The organism is Kocuria rhizosphaericola (assembly GCF_044462205.1).
GTDB classification, from domain to species: domain Bacteria; phylum Actinomycetota; class Actinomycetes; order Actinomycetales; family Micrococcaceae; genus Kocuria; species Kocuria rhizosphaericola.
On sequence record NZ_JBISWK010000040.1, the window covers coordinates 1 to 17230 of the forward strand.

Here is a 17230-nt window from a genome sequence, read left to right on the forward strand (position 1 = left end):
CACCGCCTCAGCGGGTGGCGCCGGTCATCCGAAGGACCGGGCGTCGGGGCCGTAGAAGTCCTCGACGCTGTGCTCGTCGACGTTCTCCGCGTTGATCAGGACCGTGTCCTGCCACTGCTCGGCGGGGATGTCGTCCCCCTCGCCGTTCATGAAGGCGATGGCGTTCTGCACGGCCAGCCGGCCCATCTCGTAGGGCTGCTGAGCCATCGTTGCCTGGGTCAGGCCGTCCTCGATGGCGTCGAACATGGTGGGGAAGCCGTCGATCCCGACGGAGAAGATCTCCCGGCCGGCCTCCCGGGCGGCCTTCGCCGCACCCAGCGCCATGGCGTCGCTCTCACCGAAGACGGCGTCGAGCTCGGGGTTGGCGGTCAGGATGTTCTGTGTCGCCCTGAAGGCCTCCGTCTCGTCCCAGTTGGCCACGTCCTCGGCCACGACCTCGATGCCGGGGTTCTCCTCGAGGGCGTTCTGGCAGCCCTCCGATCGCTGGAGCTCCGCAGTGGATCCGAGGACGCCGCGCAGGATCGCGATCTGTCCCTCGCCGCCGATCTGCTCGAACATCCAGGTGCAGAGGTCGTAGGCCGCCTTGACGCTGTCCGTGGCGATGTAGGTCGCGAGCTCCCCCTCACCGGACTCGGGTCTCTGGTCGACCGCGATGACGGGGATGTCCGCCTGGTTGGCGGCCCGGGTTCCGGCGGCCGCGGCCGTGGAGTCCTGCGAGGTGAAGATCAGCGAGCCGACCTGCTGGGTGATCAGGTCGTTGACCTGCCCGACCTGTGCGTTCGAGTCGTTGTTGGCGGAGGTGATCCTGACCTCGTAGCCCTGTTCCTCCGCCTCGTCCTTGATGCCGGCGACCTCGGCGACGTAGAAGAGGGACTTCTGATCGGCGACGGACACCCCGATCACGGGCTTCTCACCGTTGCCACCGCCCTCGCCACCGGCTGAAGGATCGGTGCCGCAGCCGGCGAGGAGTCCGGTGGCGAGCGTGAGACCGGTGAGGGCGGCGGCGGTGCGCGTCATCCTGGACCGTGCAGTCATGGCGTGTTCTCCTTCTGGCTCTCCCCTGGACGTCATGACGTCTCCAGGAATGATTTTTTATACTGAGACCGGTAAATATGCTGAGCGAGAGTGTCGCGATCCGTCCCGAGAGGGGCGGCGGGCTCAGCGGCCCACCGCACCCGGTGAGGATCCGGACCGGGATCAGTTCAGGCGGCTCACCACTTCCCGGACGAGCGGCCAGACCTTGGCGACGGAGGTGTGGTTCACGGACTCCTTCGGGGAGTGGAGGTCGTGCAGCTCGGTGCCGATCGAGATGGTGTCGAGACCCGGGACCTTCTGGCTGAACATCCCCAGCTCGAGGCTGCACTGCGACACGTGGACCTCCGGCTCCTCGCCGACGACGTCCCGGTACGCCTGGGCCGCTGTCGCCAGGAGGGCGGAGTCCGGCTTGTAGGGGAACTCGGGTGCGTCCAGTCCGTACTCCTCGACCGAGACCCCGCCGCCGGCGAGGGCCGCGAGGGCCCGGACCCGGTCGAGGATCTCGTGCTTGCGCGTGGTCACCGCGGCCGTGATGGTCGACATGAGCCGAGCACCCTCTGCGGTGGTTCGCACGGTGCCGAGGTTGTTCGAGCTCTCGACGACACCGGGAACCAGCAGGTTCCAGCTGAGCACCCCGTTGGGGATCAGTGCGGTCAGCCGCGCGAAGCGGGCTCCCGCGTCCGCCGAGAAGACCTTCTCGGGTGCGTCCACGGCGTCGAGCTCGAGCCGGATCCCGGGGTCGGCCCGCTGGTACTCGTCGCGCAGCGCCTCGGCGAGCTGCGCGACGACCGCCTCCACGCCCTCGACGTCCTCGGGCCGGAGGGCGAGCACCGCCTGGGCATCGGCGGGGATGGCGTTGTTCTGGGCGCCGCCGTGCGGAGCGCTGACGCGGACGTCGTGCTCCGCCAGGATCGCGTTCAGCGCCCGGGTCAGGACCAGGATCGCGTTCGCCCGCTCCAGGTGGATGTCGAACTCGCAGTGGCCGCCGGCGAGGCCGCGCACCTTCAGCAGCCGGGTCTCCGTGTGCGTGTCCGGCGCCGGCTCCCACTCGGCCGGGACGTCGACGGTGAAGGTGATGTCTCCGCTGCAGCCCGCCAGGATCTCCTCGTCGGTGATCCAGTTGAAGTCGATCATCCGCCGGCCGGTCAGCCTCGAGGTGTCGAACTGGGCCGCACCGACCTTGCCCTTCTCCTCCATCGCCGTCAGCACCGCTTCGAGCGGGGGGTGCGGAATCTCGCCGGAGTCCAGCAGCGCGAGGATGTAGGAGACGCCGATCCCGTTGTCGGCTCCGAGCGAGGTGCCGTCGGCAGTGATGTAGTCGCCCTCGACGACGAGCCGGAGGGGGTCGTTCTCGAAGTCGTGTGTCACCCCCTCGTCCTTCTCGCACACCATGTCGAGGTGGCCGTGCAGGATGAGCGGGGGCGCGTCCTCGAGCCCGTGCTGGCCGGGCTTCCGCACGAGCACGCAGTGCATCTCGTCCTGCTCCGCTTCCAGGCCGCGCTGCTTCGCGAACTCGACGACCCAGTCGGCCACCCGCTTCTCGTTGCCCGAGCCGCGGGGGATCTCGGAGAGGATCTCGAAGAAGCTCAGCACCTCGCGGGGCTGCAGGGATTCCAGAACAGTCATGGTCTTCTCCTTCTCTCGCGCCGGCCCGGGCTCCTGCCCGCTCCGGTCTTCCTGTCGGGGTCCGGCGACCGCCGGACGTGCTACTTGACGATGCGGTTGCGGTTGCGGCCCATGGTGAGCGCGACCGCGATGATGATCACGAGCCCGTAGACGAGGCTCTGAGCCTGCGACGTGACGCCGACCGCTGCGGCGGCGATCGGGGTGAGGGCGATGGTCAGGGCTCCGAAGACGACGTTGACGGGGTTGGTCACACCACCGGTGATGGCCGTTCCGCCGACCATGGCCGCCGCGATGCCCGGGATCAGCAGGTCGCTGCCCAGCCCGAAGGAGGACGCGGCCCCGGCCTGGGCGATGATCATGACGCCGGCGACCCCGGCCAGGAAGCCCGAGATCGTGAAGGCGACGACCTTCAGGAGCCTCGTGCGCAGGCCGGAGAAGAGGGCGCCGGTCTCGTTGAGGCCCACGGCGGTCATGCCCTGTCCGACGCGGGTGAAGCGCAGCACGGCCCACAGCACGACGGCGAGGACGACACCGACCCAGAACGCGGTGGCCAGGCCGGCGAAGGCCGTCCCGAACAGGGGCCACAGCAGCTCGCTGTTGCCCGTGGCGTAGACGGTGGTCGCGTCGCTGGCGAGCAGTGACGCGGCCTGGACGATGCCGAGGGTGCCGAGGGTCAGGGCGAAGGAGGGAACTTGCGCGAAGGCGACGAGCAGGCCGTTGATCGCGCCGATCACCGTGACCAGCCCGATGGAGACCACGAGACCGCCGCCGGCCAGGGGGCCCAGCGTCAGGGCGAGGACGATCGCCGAGAGGATCGCCATCGCCGCGTTCGAGAGGTCGATGGACCCGACGTGCAGCACCATCGCCTGCCCCAGGGCGATCAGGAGGATCGAGGACGCCTGGACGGCCAGGATCTGGAGCCCGCCCCCGCCCACGAAGGCCGGCTGGAGGGCGGCCACCACCGCGAACAGAGCGATGAAGACACCGAAGGGACCGACGGTCTGCCACAGGTTGCGGGGACGGAACCGGCGCGGCCGGTCCTTGGTTTCGGGCTTCCCCGAGTCCGGGGCGGGCGGGCGGTCCAGGGTTGCGTTCGTGGACATGGGATCACACCATCTTTTCGAGCAGGTCGAGGGAGGACGGGGAGTCGACGGTGAGGTCGAACCGCGCCGTGACGTCGCCGTCACGCATGACGAGGATCTGATCGCCCATCTCCAGGGCTTCCTCGAGCGTGTCGGGCAGGAGGACCACAGCCGCACCGGCATCGAGCGCGGCCCGGATCTGTGCGTTGACCGTCTCGGCCGCCCCCGGGTCGAGGCCGCGGAGAGGGTGGTCGAGGACGAGGATCTTGAGGTCGTCGGACAGCAGCCACTTGGCCATCACGACCTTCTGCTGGTTGCCGCCGGAGAAGCGCTCCAGCTCCAGGTGAGGGTTCCGCGGGCGCACGTCGAGTCGCTCGAACCACTCCTCCGCCAGTCTGGTGCGCGCGCGCCGGCTGAGGAGTGGACCGCGCTTGGTGGCCGAGGGATGCGCGAGCACCATGTTCTCCGCCGAGGTCATCCCGCCGACCATGCCCTCGACCTTGCGCTCAGCCGGCACGTAGGCCACGCCGCTGCGGACGGCGCTCTGCACCGACCAGGAACGGACCTCCTTGCCCTCGACCTCGATGCTGCCCTCGTCGAAGGGCTCCGCCCCGAAGACCGCCCGCGAGACCCCCTCGCGGCCCGAGCCGAGGGTCCCGATGATGGTGACGCACTGCCCGGGGGCCACCGCGAAGGACACGTCCCGGTAGGCCCCCTTGCGCCCCAGGCCCTTGACCGAGAGCACCGGTTCCCGGGCTCCCGAGCGATCCTGCTCCGGCCGGGGCGCCGCCTTGGACTCGTGCCCGACCATGAGCCGGAAGAGCTCGTCCTCGGTCACCGTGTCCGTGGTCCGGTCCGCCACGACCTCACCGTGGCGCATCACCACGATGCGGTCGCAGATCCGGAGCACCTCGTCGAGGCGGTGGGAGACGAAGATGACCGACCCGAGATCCTTCAGGTTCCTGATCTCCCGCTCAAGGATCTCCGTCTCGTTGCGCTCGAGGACGGAGGTGGGCTCGTCGAGGATCACGAGAGGCGCTGCATCGACCATCTGGTCCACACGGATGGCCCGGGCGATCTCCACCATCTGACGGTCGACGAACGAGAGGTCGCTGACGACCGTCCGCGGGTCGATGCTCACCCCGACCCGATCGAGGATCTCGGCGGCCTCCCGGTTCAGCCGTCCCCAGCGGTAGACGCCGAAGCTGGTCGCGTGGTCCCGCGAGGACACGGCGTTCATGGCGATGTTCTCGGCGACGGAGAGGTTGGTCAGCAGCGACTGCTCCTGGTGGACCACGCCGATGCCTGCCGCCACGGCATCCTTGGGCCGGCGGAAAGTGACCTCCTTGCCGTTGGCCTCGATCACGCCCCCCTCGTCCGGCTCGTGGATGCCCGTGAGGATCTTCAGCAGGGTCGACTTCCCCGCGCCGTTCTCCCCGATGAGCCCAACCACTTCGTGGGGGGCGATCTCCAGGGAGATGTCCTTGACCGCCCGGACCGGCCCGAACGTCTTGGAGACGTTGCGCAGCCGCAGGATCGGGGCGCTCTCACTGCTCGTGCCAGCACTGTGGCTCACTGTCATGGTCATTTCACGATCCTCAGTCGACTGCGGTGCGGCCAGGCGGCCGCGGTGATGGCGATGATCAGGACAGCGCCGGAGACGGCGGACTGGACGTTCGGGCTCACCCCGCTGAGGATGAGTCCGTTGTTCAGGACGACCAGGAGGATGACACCCAGCGCGGTGCGCATGATGCCGCCCTTGCCCCCGCCCAGGGACGTGCCGCCGATCACGACGGCCGCGATGGTCAGGAACAGGGTGTTGACGCCGATGGTCGCCGACCCGGCGCCCAGCTGCAGGCTCGCCAGCACCCCGGCCAGGGCGCTGCACGCACCGGCGACCACGAAGACGTAGATCTTGTACCGGCTGACCGGCACGCCGTTGTCCCTGGCGATCTGCTCGTTGTTGCCGATGGCGTAGGCGTAGCGCCCGACCCGCGTGAAGCGCGCCACGGCGACACCGGCCAGGACGACGAGCGCGGCCAGCAGGAACTGGTTCGGCAGGCCCAGGGTCAGCTCCCTCGGCCACTGCTTGAGGTCGGCGTCGGACAGGAAGGGGATGGCCGCGCGGCCGAACAGGACCGTGGCGACCCCGAGGCCGATGAACCACACCCCGAGCGTGACGATGAAGGTCGGCACCTTGAGCCGGGTGTGGATGAGGCCGCTGAGCAGGCCCAGTGCCATTCCGACGAGGATTGCGATGGGAATGGCCCACCAGCCGAGGTCGGCGGTCGCACGGCTGTTCGCCGAGAGGAGCACGAACGTCATGCCGGCCGCGCCCATGACGCCTTCGATCGAGAGGTCGATGGAGCCCATCAGGATCACGAGCGTCGCGCCCACGCCGAGGATCAGCGGCAGCGCGGCCTGGTTGAGAATGGTGCGGGCGTTCGACACCGAGGCGAACGCGTCCGGGTTGAGGGCCGCGAACACCACGATCAGCACGATGAGGGCGGCGAGCTCTCCGAGGTTCCTGAGTTCGAGCCGGCGACGGGCCGGCGTTCCGTGCTCCCGCTGCCGCGGTCGCGTCGCTGTGGCCTGTTGCTCCACGGTGATCTCCGTATCAGTCATGGCTTCATCTGGGTTTCTGAAGGTTCGCTGTCCGTCCGGCCGCACGCCGGTGGCTCACCGGGGCGCGGCCGGACGGGGTGCGGGCGACCTGCTTACGGCATCTGCTCCGGGCCGGCGCCGACCAGCGGGACCGGCTGCACGTCCCAGGGACCGTTCTCGATCAGCGTGTCGATCCAGCCGTCGATGTCCTCGTCGTACTTGGTGAACTCGTCGAGGTTCTCGGGGGTCACGCACTCCAGCTGGAAGAGGCTGTTGCGCTGCTCCGCGGGCAGCTCGGACGGGTCGATCTCACCCGTGGCGGCCAGGTAGGAGGTGTAGAGCCCGATGGCGGCGGCCATGTAGCCGCGGTGGAAGGTCTCGCCGACGATGGCGTCGTTGCCCATGCCGGACTCCATCATGTCGATGACCGGCGGGTAGAGGCCGTCGGAGGCGAACTTCACCTCGTCGACCCGGCCCTCCTTCTGCATCGCCTCGATCGCGCCGATGATCATGGCGTCGTCGGCGGCCCACACCCCGTCGATCTCGTCGCCGTGCTTGGCGATGAGGCTCTGGGTCTCCTGGAAGGCGACCTGCGGGTCCCAGTTGCCGGGACGGACCTCGAGCAGGTTGACGTCCGGGTAGTCCTTCAGGGCATCCTTCAGCCCGGCCACGCGGGTCTGGCTGGTCGTGCTGTCCTGCACGCCTTCGAGGGCGATGATGTTGCCCTGACCGCCGATGCCCTCCGCCAGCATCTCACCGGTGCACTGGCCGCTCTGGACGCCGGAGTGCTTCTGGAACGCCACGAAGTGGTCGCCCTCCTCCGACGGCTCGAAGTTGTCGGGCTTGTTCCACCAGATGGTGGTGTACCCACCCGCGGCCTCGACCGCGTTGACGATGGGGACCGCGTCGGAGCTGGCGACGGTGTTCACCATCATGGCGACCGTCTTGCCCTCGGCCAGGATCGCCTGGATCCGCGAGATCTGGGTCTGGGAGCTGCCCTGGGAGTCGATGACCTCCAGGGGCACGCCGAGCTCCTCGGAGAGGGCCTCGGCGCCCTGGATCATCGAGGCCATGTAGGGGTTCGTGGTGTTGATGACCGAGGCGACCAGGACGACGTCCTCCTTGTCCACCGGCTGCTGATCACCCCCGCCGGCCTGGGGCCCCCCCGTGGTCGTGCAGGCGGACACGAGGCCGAGGACGGCCGTGGCCGCCACGCCGCAGGCCAGCCGCTGGCGGATGTTCTTCTTCGTGGACATCGAGACTCCTTGTGAGCTAGTTCCCTGCGCGACCCAGACCTGTCGAATACTTATGCGCGATCCGCATCACCATTCCCCCAAGTGTGACGAGCGCCACAGGCGGGTGTCAAGACTCACAGAGAATTTATTCACACTCTGCATCTCTAGTGACACACGCGGCCACGGACGGACGAAGAGCCCGCCCGGACGAGGCCGGGCGGGCTCTTCGGAGGGTGGACGTCAGGCGTCAGCGGAACTGGCGGAAGAACGTGGTGACGTCGTCGACGTAGATCCCGGGGACCTCCAGGGGGGCGAAGTGCCCGCCCTCGTCGTGCACGCGGTACTGCTGCAGGTTGAAGTACTTCTCCGTCCACCTGCGCGGCGGCTTGTAGATCTCCCCCGGATAGATGCTGACGGCCGTGGGGGCGCCGACCACCGGGAAGTTCCCGTGGGACGGCCTCCACGGGTTGCCCCGGCACTCCCAGTAGTAGCGGGACGAGGTGCCCCCGGTCTCGGTGAGGAAGTACACGGCGGCCGTGGTGACCAGATCCTCCTTCGGCCAGACCTTCTCGAAGGCCGGGGTGCCCACCCCCCTCTCCTCGAGGCCCCAGAAGTAGCGCTTCTCCGTGATCCACGCCAGCTGTCCGGCCGGCGAGTCGGTCACGAGCGCCGCCAGGGTCTGGGGTTTGGTCAGCTGGATCTCGCCGTAGCCGCTCTCGTTCTCGACGAAGAGCTTGCCGCGCTCGAACCACCCCTCCTCGCCCTCGCCGTACTCGCTCGCGGCGGGCAGGCCGAGGACCGGGTCGTACTCCACCCCCGGAGGAGCGTCCGGATGCTCGAAGAGGTAGTGGCTCATCTGGGCCGGGAAGTGCGTGTAGATGCCATAGACGTCGTCCTGGTACTTGTGGCCGTGCTGCTGCGTGACCAGGGCGCCCCAGTCCCCGCCGGCGACCGCGTACTTCTCGTAGCCGAGGACCTCCTTCATGAGCTTGTTCTCGAGGTCGGCGGTGCGCCACCAGTTCCAGCCGGGCTCGGTCAGCGGCGAGGAGAAGCCGTACCCCGGGAGCGAGATCAGCACGACGTCGAAGGAGTTCGCCGGGTCGCCGCCGTGGGCGGCGGGGTCGGTCAGGGGGCCGATGACCTTGCGCACGTCCCAGAAGGTCCAGGGCCAGCCGTGGTGCAGGAGCAGAGGCATGGGGTTCGACCCCTTCCCCTTGACATGGATGAAGTGCAGCGGGATGCCCATGAGCGTCATCCTGAAGTGGGGCAGCTCGTTCATGCGCCGCTCGACGTCCCGCCAGTCGTACTCCTCGAGCCAGTACTCGACCATCTGGCGGTGGTAGTCGCCGTTGTAGCCGTAACGCCAGTCGTCGTTGGCGAAATCCCGAGGGAAGCGGGTGCGGCGCAACCGCTCGTACATGTCCTCGAGCTTCTCCTCGGGAATGTCGATGGTGAAGTCTTCGACGTCGTGGTCGGCCTTGCCCGTCACGTGAGCCTCCTTGATGGTGACCCGGAGAGGAAGCAGGTCCCGCTGCGGATCGAGTGCCAGGTTAAATATTCATCGTGTGCTACGGTATTCACAGGATGGATGTGGGGCACATCACATGTCAAGGGGCGGACCCGTCGAGCCGGCACCACCGCGGCAGCATCGGCCCCCCACCCTCGAGCGGGAAGCACGACCCTCTCGGCAGGCATGGGCGTCTCCGCGAGACCTCCCTCCCGCCGGAGCCGGCGCTCGAGGCGCCGAGCACGGAACAAGTCCTGACAGAGGAGAACCAGCCATGGCCACCGCCCTCGACAAGTACGCCGACATGAAGCCCGCCTGGGACCACCCGGTCGTCATCGAGTCCCACATCAACGGCGTCCGCACGAAGGAGATGAACCCGAACACGCCCATCACCCACGAGGAGATCGCCGAGGACGCGATCCGCTGCTGGGAGGCCGGAGCAGGAGCGATCCATGCGCACAACACGAGCTTCGACCTGATCGGGCCGGACGCCCACAAGGACTACAAGCGCACATGGGACAGAGTCCTGGAGAAGCACCCCGACATCACGTGGTACCCGACCACCTGCAGCCCTCTCCGCCTGCTCCCGCACGAGCACGGGCTCGAACACGTGGCGTTGCTCAACGAGGACACGAGCGCCCGAATCGCGTGCGTCGACACGGGACTCACCCTGTTCGCCACGGACGTCGACGAGGAGGGCTTCCTCTCCGGCCCGGAGTTCGGGTTCAACTACCAGCGCATCGGCGACCAGATGAAGATGCTCCGGGAGCGGGACGTCGCCATGGTCTTCGGCGTCTACGAGCCGGGGCACCTGCGCCACGCCATGCACTACGTGAACCGCGGCATCACCACGCCCGGGTCGATGTGGGACTTCTACCTGATCGGCGACTACGGCCTGACCGCCATGGAACCCATCGCCACGAACGGCATGAAGCCCAGCCTGGAGAGTCTGTACTACTACCTCACGATGATCGAGGAGGCCCAGGTCAAGTACCCCTGGTACATCTCCGTCTGGGGCCAGGGCGCGTTCGACGACACGGAGCTCCTGCGCCGGGCCATCGAGCTCGGCGGCCACATCAAGACCGGGCTGGAGCTGTTCTACGACCCGGCGCGGAACCCCACCAACCTGGAGCTCCTGCAGCAGGCGCAGGAGATCGCGCGCGAGGTCGGACGGCCCATCGCGACGCAGGACGAAGCGCGGGCGCTGTACAGCATCACCTGATCCGCGAGCCGACCGCGGCGCATGACCGGGGCGTCGCCGGAGACGGGCCGGNCCGGTCGCGAAGCTGACGCCTCGCGACCGGCCCGTCGGCACTCGTGGTTCAGAAGATCGGCTCACCGGCGGGCCCGGAGGGCACACGGTCACCGACGCCGCTGACGGGTTCGCCCATCCAGCTCCGGCACGTCCAGGACCGGGCGCCGTCGGCGGACTCCTCGAGCGCCACCACGCCGGTGTTCTCCAGCGGTCGCTGCTCGAGATCGGCCGCGGCGAGGTTGTCCGTGCGCCGGCTGGTCCAGCACCGGATGGCCGTGCCGTGGCTGACGAGCGCGACCGTCCCCAGCCCGGCCCGCCGGGCGTCCTGCACGGCCTCCTCGACGACTGCGTCGTAGCGGGCGAAGAACTCGTGGCCGAGCTCCCCGCCGGGCATCCGGCGCTCGAGATCGCCGTGGGCCCAGGACAGCACGACGTCGTAGTAGGCGGCGACGTGCTCCGGATCCCCGGAGAGCTCCCAGTGGTTGCCCTGGATCTCGTGGAGTCCGTGCCGCTCCACGGGGGTCAGACCGTGGGCTCGCGCCAGGGGCGCGGCGGTCTGGTGCGTTCGGGTCATGCTCGACACCCAGATGGCACCGATGTCCTCGCGGTGCAGCCCCCCGGGCAGAGCGGCGGCCTGCTGTTCCCCCAGCCGGGTCAGGGATGGGCCGGGGATGCGGCTGTCGATCACCTGATCGGCATTGGACTGGATCTGACCGTGGCGGATGAGGAGGAGGCGCATGCTCCGAGTCTACGCCACTTGACCGATCAGTCATTCGAGTGTGATCGATCGCTCAATGAGGGATAGCATGGGTCCATGCGAACCGAAGAGCGGAGAGAGGGCATCCTGCACCTGCTCGAGACCGGTGAGAGTGTGACCGTGGCCGAACTCGTGGAGAAGCTTGGTGCCTCGGAGGCGACCGTCCGCCGGGATCTCGTGCAGCTCGACCAGCAGGGTGCTCTGCGGCGCACGCACGGCGGTGCACGCCGTCTGGCCTTGCGGGGGGTGACCACGCCGTTCGCCGCGCGCACCGGGATCAACACCCAGGGGAAGCGGCGCATCGCCGCCGCGGCCGCCGGCATGCTTGCTCACGGCGAGAGCGTCGTGCTCGACGGGGGCACGACGTGCTTGGAGATGGCTCACCGGATCACGGATCCGAGCCTGCGCGTGGTTCCCCTGTCACTGCGGTCCGCCACTGTTCTCGGTGACGCCGGCACCCAGATCACCATGTGCGGCGGGGACATCCGCCCCGATGAGCTCTCGGCCACGGGGGCCAGGGCGCTGAGCAGCATCTCCGCCATGCGCTTCGACACGGCCATCATGTCCTGCCAAGGATTCACCCTGTCCGAGGGGGTGACCTCCTACGACGGCGAGGACGCCGCCATCAAGGCCGCCGCCGTCCGGTACTCCGGCCGTGTCATCCTGCTGTGCGACAGGACCAAGTGGGGAAGGATCGCGTTCGGCTGGGTCGCCGACACGCGGGATCTGGCCACCGTCGTCACCGACCACGTACTGACCCAGGACGAGTGGGAATCGGTGGCCGAGCTCGGACTGGAGGTCGTCATGGTGTAGCGCCCACGGCGACCAGCACGGCGTGAACGACCCGGCGCTCCACGACCACCGGTGCCGCGCGAGATCCATCCGCTGCTGTCAGGCCACGGAGACCTGGTGGTCAGAGGGCCCGAACGGCGGTGCCTGCCTCGTAGAAGACCTCCGCACGGAGGACATCGACCGTAGACCTCAGTGCGACGGCCTGCATCTCACCGGGCAGTACCGTGACGACCCGATCTGCGCGGTCCGCCAGACGGTGCGCCCATTCGGAGAACTCTCTGCCCGGGGCGCCGCACGCTGACCGTGCGGAGGGACCGGCCGTCGACGGCAGCCCATGGACGTGTACCAGGGTCCCGGCAGAGAATCCCCAGGGACTCTGCAACACCTTGACACCTTGCCGGTCCACGCCGCCGGAGATCACGCCGACATCCTCCTCATCGACTGCCATGATGCTGTCGACCACGGGAATGCCCGGGACGACGACCTCGTCGCCCGCCCCGAGAGCATCGGCCACCGAGTCGAGCAGCTCGGCACTGGCCAGAGCGTGCGACATCCGATGGATCAGCACATTGCTGTGACCGACTGTGCTCGCCAGCTCGGCGCAGTGGGTGAGCAGGGAACGGGCCGCGGTGCCCGGAGGCGCCACCGGGACACGCCGGACCACGATCTCGGACCGCAGGGGGGCGGCCAAGGACTCGTCGAAGTAGGGCAGCGTCGCCTCGTCGGCGAGGACCACCACGGCGTCGATCGACGAGCAACCGGCCAGTGTCCCCAGCACGTGCTCGAAGACCGTGTGCCTCCTCAACGCGGCCGACGTGAAAGGGAGGGCTCCGGGGCGCACATGGTCGAAGGCGGAGGAACAGGGAATGACCGCTACCGTGCCGCTCAGAGCCAGACCTCCGTTGTGCTGGGCACGCCGCCGGTACTGGACCACGGCTGCGTGAAGTACGTCGTGACCCGTCGGCAACTCGTGACGACTCCGGGCCATGCCGTGCGGAACCCTAGCACGTCTGCCCGGAAGCGGCCGGAACCCCGTCGATCAGCACGTGAGCCCGCGGTGCCGGACTCCGCCGCAACAACGGCGAACCCGCCCTCCGGGGAGGGCGGGTTCGCCGTGCTGGACCGTGGTGCGCTCCCGGTCACGGGTCGGTCAGGACGCCAGGATGTCGTCGAGGCGCTTCTCGGCCTCTTCCTCGTCGATCTTCTTGGCGAGCGCGAGCTCGGAGGTGAGGATCTGGCGGGCCTTCGTCAGCATCCGCTTCTCCCCGGCCGAGAGCCCGCGGTCCCGGTCGCGGCGCCAGAGGTCGCGCACGACCTCCGCGACCTTGAGGACGTCGCCCGAGGCGAGCTTCTCGAGGTTGGCCTTGTAGCGCCGGGACCAGTTGCTGGCCTCCTCGGTGTCCTTCGCCTGGAGGACCGAGATGACCTTCTTGAGCCCGTCCTCGTCGACGACGTCGCGCACGCCCACCAGGTCGACGTTCTCCGCGGGTACCTCGATCACCAGATCCCCCTGGGTCACCTTGAGCTTGAGATACATCTTCTCTTCGCCCTTGACGGTGCGGGTCTTGATCTCCTCGATGGTCGCCGCGCCGTGGTGCGGGTAGACAACCGTCTCGCCAACCTCAAAAACCATATGGAAATACCCCTTTCAGAACTTCCATTCTAACACGGTGTAGGATTCGCCGATCCGGGACGGCCGGGGCCCGCGCCCGTCCGATGCGGACGAAGCGTCGGCAAACGGATAAGCTGGCCCGGACATCGTCCTGAGCTCCCGAGGAGTACGCGCCGTGAAGATCGCCGCCCCCAAGTTGCTGCAGCGCGCAGGCCTGAGTGCCGCCGCCGCGGCCGCCCTGCTGTCCACCGCCGGATGCGCCTACATCAACCCGCCGGCCACGACCATGATCTACTCCCCCGCGGACGGCATCGTGGAGCAGGTGGGCGACGTCAAGCTGACCAACGTGCTGATCGTGGCCACCGCGGCCGACGCCGAGGGCCGCGTGCTGGGCACCCTGGACAACGACGGCGACGAGGACGTCACGCTGTCGATGGACGTCGACGGCGCCACCGCCGAGGTGCAGATCCCCGCCAACGGCACCGTGTCGCTGGAGGATGCGGAGCCGGTCGTCGTGGACCGCGCCGGCGCCGATCCGGGCCTCATGGTCGAGACCGAGTTCACCGCCGGGGGCGAGTCCCTCACCGAGCAGGTCCCGGTCCTGGACCACACCTTCGAGCGCTACGCCGAGTTCGTTCCCGGCGGCGCGCCCACCACCCCCGCCAACCCCTCCAACACGCCCGTGCCCCTCGACGAGATGGTGGGCCAGGAGGGCGGTCACTGACGCCTCCCCCCGGCACGCGCGCTCGGACGGAAGGGCCCGGAACCCCCAGGGGTTCCGGGCCCTTCCGTGTCCGGTGCCGCCGCCGGCTCAGCCCTCGAACTTGTAGCCCAGACCCCGCACCGTCACGAGGTGCCGCGGGGCGGAGGGGTCGGGCTCGATCTTGGAGCGCAGGCGCTTGACGTGGACGTCGAGGGTCTTGGTGTCCCCCACGTAGTCCGAGCCCCAGACCCGGTCGATGAGCTGCCCGCGGGTCAGCACGCGCCCGGCGTTGCGCAGCAGCATCTCCAGCAGCTCGAACTCCTTGAGCGGCATGGCCACCCGCTCGCCGTGGACGCTGACCACGTGCCGCTCGATGTCCATCCGCACGGGCCCGGCCTGCACGGTCGCCGAGAGGAGCTCCTCGGGCTCCACCTGCCGGCGCAGGACCGCGCGGATCCGGGCCACCAGCTCCCGGGACGAGTACGGCTTGGTGACGTAGTCGTCGGCGCCGAGCTCGAGCCCGACCACCTTGTCGATCTCGGCGTCCTTCGCCGTGAGCATGATGATCGGCACGGAGGAGCGCTGCCGCACCTGCCGGCAGACCTCGGTGCCGGACAGTCCCGGGAGCATGAGGTCCAGCAGCACCAGGTCGGCCCCGGACCGGTCGAACTCCGCGACGGCGTCCACGCCGTTGTCGACGATCTCCACTTCGAACCCCTCCTTCCCCAGCAGGTAGGAGAGCGGGTCGCTGAGGGACTCCTCGTCCTCGACGATCAGGATGCGGGTCACTGTCGGTCCTCCGTGCTCCCGGCGCGCGCCGCGGGGGCGGCGGGCCGTGGGGTCGATGCCACTGGGCGGGGCGGTGCCGGTTCCGGCGCCGGGCGGGCGGACGCGCCGGGAGCCGGCTGCGCGGCCTCCCCGGGGTCGTCGGCGCCCTCGATCTGGGGAATGCTGAGGGTGAACGTGGAACCGCGGCCGGGCTGGGACCACAGGGTGGCCTCGCCGCCGTGCTGCGACATGACGTGCTTGACGATGCTCAGGCCCAGCCCCGTCCCGCCCGTCCGGCGGGACCGGGCCGCGTCCACGCGGTAGAAGCGCTCGAAGATCCGGTCCTGCTCGTCCTCCGGGATGCCCGGGCCCTGGTCGGTCACCGAGATCTGGGCCATCCCGTCCCGCTCCCGGACGCCGACGCCCACGCGGGTGCCCTCCGGGGAGTAGTGCACAGCGTTGTCGATGAGGTTGCGCAGCGCCGTGACGAGCAGGTCCGGGTCGCCGAAGACGGGCCGGGTGACGCGCCCGCCCACCGCGATCTCGATGCCCTTGTTCTCGGCCGGGAACCGGTTGCGGTCCACGGCGTCGGCGATGACCTGGTTGAGGTCCACGGGGCGGCCCTCGGTGACCACGTCCGCGCCCTGCAGGCGGGAGAGCTCGATGATGTCCTGGACCAGGGCGGTCAGCCGGGCGGACTCCTTGTGCAGGCGCTGGGCGAAGCGGCGCACGGCCTCCTCGTCCTCGGCCGCGTCCTCGATCGCCTCGGCGAGCAGCCCGATGGCCCCCACGGGGGTCTTCAGCTCGTGCGAGACGTTGGCGACGAAGTCGTTGCGGATCGACTGCGCCCGGACGATCTCCGTCTGGTCGTCGGCGAGCAGCAGGATGTACTCCTCCGCGATCGGGGCCACCCGGACGTCGAGCACCACCGCCCCCGTCTGGAACGGCCCGCGGGTCAGCTCGACCCGCCGCTCCTCGATGACGCCGCTGCGCCGGGCCCGGCGGATCATCTCGAGCATCTGATCGTGCACCACGGTGTGCCCGCGGACCAGGCCGAAGGCGTAGGCGGCCGGGGAGGCGCGCACGACGCCGTCGACCCCGTCCACCACCACGTAGGCGCGGCCGATCACCGCGAGAACGTCCGCGGTGCCGTCGGGCAGCGTGGGCTCCTGGACGTCGGCGCGGGCGCGGCGGCCGCGCCCGCTCACCCGGAGGGCGATCAGACCGCTCACCCCGAGGGCGAAGCCGAGCAGACCCGCGGCGACGGCGATGGCAGTTGGGCTCACGGAACCAGCTTAGGCACTCGGGGGCGCGGGGGACCCCGCACGGGGCGTCACGAGCTACAGGTTCAACGAACGTTCATCCTAAGATGAGCGAAAGTTCATTCCTGGCTGTGACGGTGGCGGCGGGTGTGCTCGCACCCGGCCCCCACGTCATCCGTCCCGCTCCGCGCCGCATCCCGGCCGCCGAGGACGTCGCCGCATCTCGAAAGGACCCATCCGTGCGCAAGGTTTTCCAGGCAGAACTCCACCAGGTCGGTGAGGAGCTCATCCAGATCGCGACCCTGGTGCGCGAGGCCCTCGCCCGTGCCAAGGACGCGCTCCTCGACGTGGACATCCAGCTCGCCGAGGAGGTCATCTCCAACGACGCCCGGATCGACTTCCTGCAGAACGACCTCGACGAGCGCTCGATCGACATCCTCGCGCTGCAGAGCCCCGTGGCCTCGGACCTGCGGATGATCGTGGGCGCGCTGCGGATGAGCGCCTCCCTGGAGCGTGCCGGCGACCTCGCCCGGCACCTGGCCCAGGCCGTGCGCCTGCGCTACCCCGAGGCGGTCATCCCCGAGCCGCTCGTGGAGACGTTCACGCGGATGTTCGACCTCGACCTGCAGATCGTGGACCGGGTCATCCAGGTGCTCCAGACGCGCGACCTCTCCCTGGCCGACGACATCTACTCGCTCAAGGGCGAGGTCAACAAGCTGCACCAGTCCGTCTTCGACGCGCTCGCCGCGCCGAGCTGGGACTGCTCGGTGCCCACCGCCGTGGACGTCACCCTGTGCTCGCGCTACCTCGAGCGCATCGGGGACCACGGGGTCTCGGTGACCCGCAAGGTCTCCTACCTCGTGACCGGCGACTGGGTCCCGGCGAGCTCCGACCGCCCGACCGGCCACGGCCACGTGGGCCGGGACGGGGGCGAGTGAGCCCCCGCCCGGGTGCGGGCTGACCCGCACCCGGGCACGAGCAGAGGGGCCGGG

16 protein-coding genes are annotated in these 17230 nt (G+C 69.2%); 4 read left to right on the forward strand and 12 right to left on the reverse strand.

Going from position 1 to position 17230, the window contains the following annotated elements:
- Positions 1–24: 24 nt before the first annotated feature.
- The 7 genes from ACH9D2_RS04490 to ACH9D2_RS04520 form a co-directional block, all read right to left on the reverse strand.
- The gene (locus ACH9D2_RS04490) at positions 25–1035 is read right to left on the reverse strand and encodes a substrate-binding domain-containing protein (protein WP_396361556.1); all 1011 of its coding nucleotides are present in this window, start codon (positions 1033–1035) and stop codon (positions 25–27) included.
- 162 nt (positions 1036–1197) lie between these two features.
- On the reverse strand, positions 1198–2661 hold the full coding sequence (gene pepD, locus ACH9D2_RS04495; RefSeq protein ID WP_396361557.1) for a beta-Ala-His dipeptidase: 1464 nt from the start codon (positions 2659–2661) through the stop codon (positions 1198–1200).
- An 80-nt stretch (positions 2662–2741) separates the two neighbouring features.
- Positions 2742–3764 carry an ABC transporter permease subunit gene (locus ACH9D2_RS04500; RefSeq protein WP_396361558.1) on the reverse strand — a complete coding sequence of 341 codons (1023 nt, stop codon included), beginning with the start codon at positions 3762–3764 and terminating at the stop codon, positions 2742–2744.
- A gap of 4 nt (positions 3765–3768) precedes the next feature.
- Positions 3769–5331, reverse strand: a complete 1563-nt coding sequence (locus ACH9D2_RS04505; protein WP_396361559.1) for a sugar ABC transporter ATP-binding protein — start codon at positions 5329–5331, stop codon at positions 3769–3771.
- The gene (locus ACH9D2_RS04510) at positions 5328–6368 is read right to left on the reverse strand and encodes an ABC transporter permease (RefSeq protein ID WP_396361560.1); all 1041 of its coding nucleotides are present in this window, start codon (positions 6366–6368) and stop codon (positions 5328–5330) included. Before ACH9D2_RS04510 ends, ACH9D2_RS04505 begins: the two co-directional genes overlap by 4 nt.
- 92 nt (positions 6369–6460) lie before the next feature.
- Positions 6461–7603 (reverse strand): sugar ABC transporter substrate-binding protein, encoded by a 1143-nt coding sequence (locus ACH9D2_RS04515; RefSeq protein ID WP_396361562.1) that lies wholly within the window; start codon positions 7601–7603, stop codon positions 6461–6463.
- Positions 7604–7829: 226 nt separating this feature from the next.
- Positions 7830–9071 (reverse strand): alpha/beta fold hydrolase, encoded by a 1242-nt coding sequence (locus tag ACH9D2_RS04520; protein ID WP_396361564.1) that lies wholly within the window; start codon positions 9069–9071, stop codon positions 7830–7832.
- Between the two features lie 292 nt (positions 9072–9363).
- Between ACH9D2_RS04520 and ACH9D2_RS04525 the strand changes: the two genes are divergently transcribed.
- Entirely contained in the window at positions 9364–10311 is a 948-nt protein-coding gene (locus tag ACH9D2_RS04525; RefSeq protein WP_396361565.1) for a 3-keto-5-aminohexanoate cleavage protein, read from the forward strand.
- Positions 10312–10411: 100 nt separating this feature from the next.
- Here the strand turns inward: ACH9D2_RS04525 and ACH9D2_RS04530 are convergent, their stop codons facing one another.
- On the reverse strand, positions 10412–11083 hold the full coding sequence (locus tag ACH9D2_RS04530; RefSeq protein WP_396361566.1) for a histidine phosphatase family protein: 672 nt from the start codon (positions 11081–11083) through the stop codon (positions 10412–10414).
- 75 nt (positions 11084–11158) lie between these two features.
- Between ACH9D2_RS04530 and ACH9D2_RS04535 the strand changes: the two genes are divergently transcribed.
- Positions 11159–11914, forward strand: a complete 756-nt coding sequence (locus ACH9D2_RS04535) for a DeoR/GlpR family DNA-binding transcription regulator (protein ID WP_396361567.1) — start codon at positions 11159–11161, stop codon at positions 11912–11914.
- 100 nt (positions 11915–12014) lie between these two features.
- Here the strand turns inward: ACH9D2_RS04535 and ACH9D2_RS04540 are convergent, their stop codons facing one another.
- Both ACH9D2_RS04540 and ACH9D2_RS04545 read right to left on the reverse strand, forming a co-directional pair.
- On the reverse strand, positions 12015–12827 hold the full coding sequence (locus ACH9D2_RS04540) for a 2-C-methyl-D-erythritol 4-phosphate cytidylyltransferase (protein ID WP_396361568.1): 813 nt from the start codon (positions 12825–12827) through the stop codon (positions 12015–12017).
- A gap of 216 nt (positions 12828–13043) precedes the next feature.
- A complete protein-coding gene (locus ACH9D2_RS04545; RefSeq protein WP_017831963.1) occupies positions 13044–13526 on the reverse strand; it encodes a CarD family transcriptional regulator in 483 nt (160 codons plus the stop codon).
- A gap of 154 nt (positions 13527–13680) precedes the next feature.
- Between ACH9D2_RS04545 and ACH9D2_RS04550 the strand changes: the two genes are divergently transcribed.
- Complete coding sequence (locus ACH9D2_RS04550; RefSeq protein WP_396361569.1) at positions 13681–14229, forward strand: hypothetical protein; 549 nt, start codon at positions 13681–13683, stop codon at positions 14227–14229.
- A gap of 87 nt (positions 14230–14316) precedes the next feature.
- Here the strand turns inward: ACH9D2_RS04550 and ACH9D2_RS04555 are convergent, their stop codons facing one another.
- Positions 14317–14997 carry a response regulator gene (locus ACH9D2_RS04555; RefSeq protein WP_396361570.1) on the reverse strand — a complete coding sequence of 227 codons (681 nt, stop codon included), beginning with the start codon at positions 14995–14997 and terminating at the stop codon, positions 14317–14319.
- Positions 14994–16262, reverse strand: coding sequence for a sensor histidine kinase (locus tag ACH9D2_RS04560; protein WP_396361571.1), 1269 nt, complete (start codon positions 16260–16262; stop codon positions 14994–14996). The genes ACH9D2_RS04555 and ACH9D2_RS04560 overlap by 4 nt, the downstream gene beginning before the upstream one ends.
- 215 nt (positions 16263–16477) lie before the next feature.
- Here ACH9D2_RS04560 and phoU point away from each other — a divergent pair, with 215 nt between their 5' ends.
- A complete protein-coding gene (gene phoU, locus ACH9D2_RS04565) occupies positions 16478–17176 on the forward strand; it encodes a phosphate signaling complex protein PhoU (RefSeq protein WP_396361572.1) in 699 nt (232 codons plus the stop codon).
- Positions 17177–17230 lie beyond the last annotated feature (54 nt).

Bases quoted from the DNA above. Each gene is read 5' to 3' on its own strand.
- ACH9D2_RS04490 (WP_396361556.1), bottom strand. From the start codon at position 1,035: ATGACTGCACGGTCCAGGATGACGCGCACCGCCGCCGCCCTCACCGGT.
- pepD (WP_396361557.1), bottom strand. From the start codon at position 2,661: ATGACTGTTCTGGAATCCCTGCAGCCCCGCGAGGTGCTGAGCTTCTTC.
- ACH9D2_RS04500 (WP_396361558.1), bottom strand. From the start codon at position 3,764: ATGTCCACGAACGCAACCCTGGACCGCCCGCCCGCCCCGGACTCGGGG.
- ACH9D2_RS04505 (WP_396361559.1), bottom strand. From the start codon at position 5,331: ATGACCATGACAGTGAGCCACAGTGCTGGCACGAGCAGTGAGAGCGCC.
- ACH9D2_RS04510 (WP_396361560.1), bottom strand. From the start codon at position 6,368: ATGACTGATACGGAGATCACCGTGGAGCAACAGGCCACAGCGACGCGA.
- ACH9D2_RS04515 (WP_396361562.1), bottom strand. From the start codon at position 7,603: ATGTCCACGAAGAAGAACATCCGCCAGCGGCTGGCCTGCGGCGTGGCG.
- ACH9D2_RS04525 (WP_396361565.1), top strand. From the start codon at position 9,364: ATGGCCACCGCCCTCGACAAGTACGCCGACATGAAGCCCGCCTGGGAC.
- ACH9D2_RS04530 (WP_396361566.1), bottom strand. From the start codon at position 11,083: ATGCGCCTCCTCCTCATCCGCCACGGTCAGATCCAGTCCAATGCCGAT.
- ACH9D2_RS04535 (WP_396361567.1), top strand. From the start codon at position 11,159: ATGCGAACCGAAGAGCGGAGAGAGGGCATCCTGCACCTGCTCGAGACC.
- ACH9D2_RS04545 (WP_017831963.1), bottom strand. From the start codon at position 13,526: ATGGTTTTTGAGGTTGGCGAGACGGTTGTCTACCCGCACCACGGCGCG.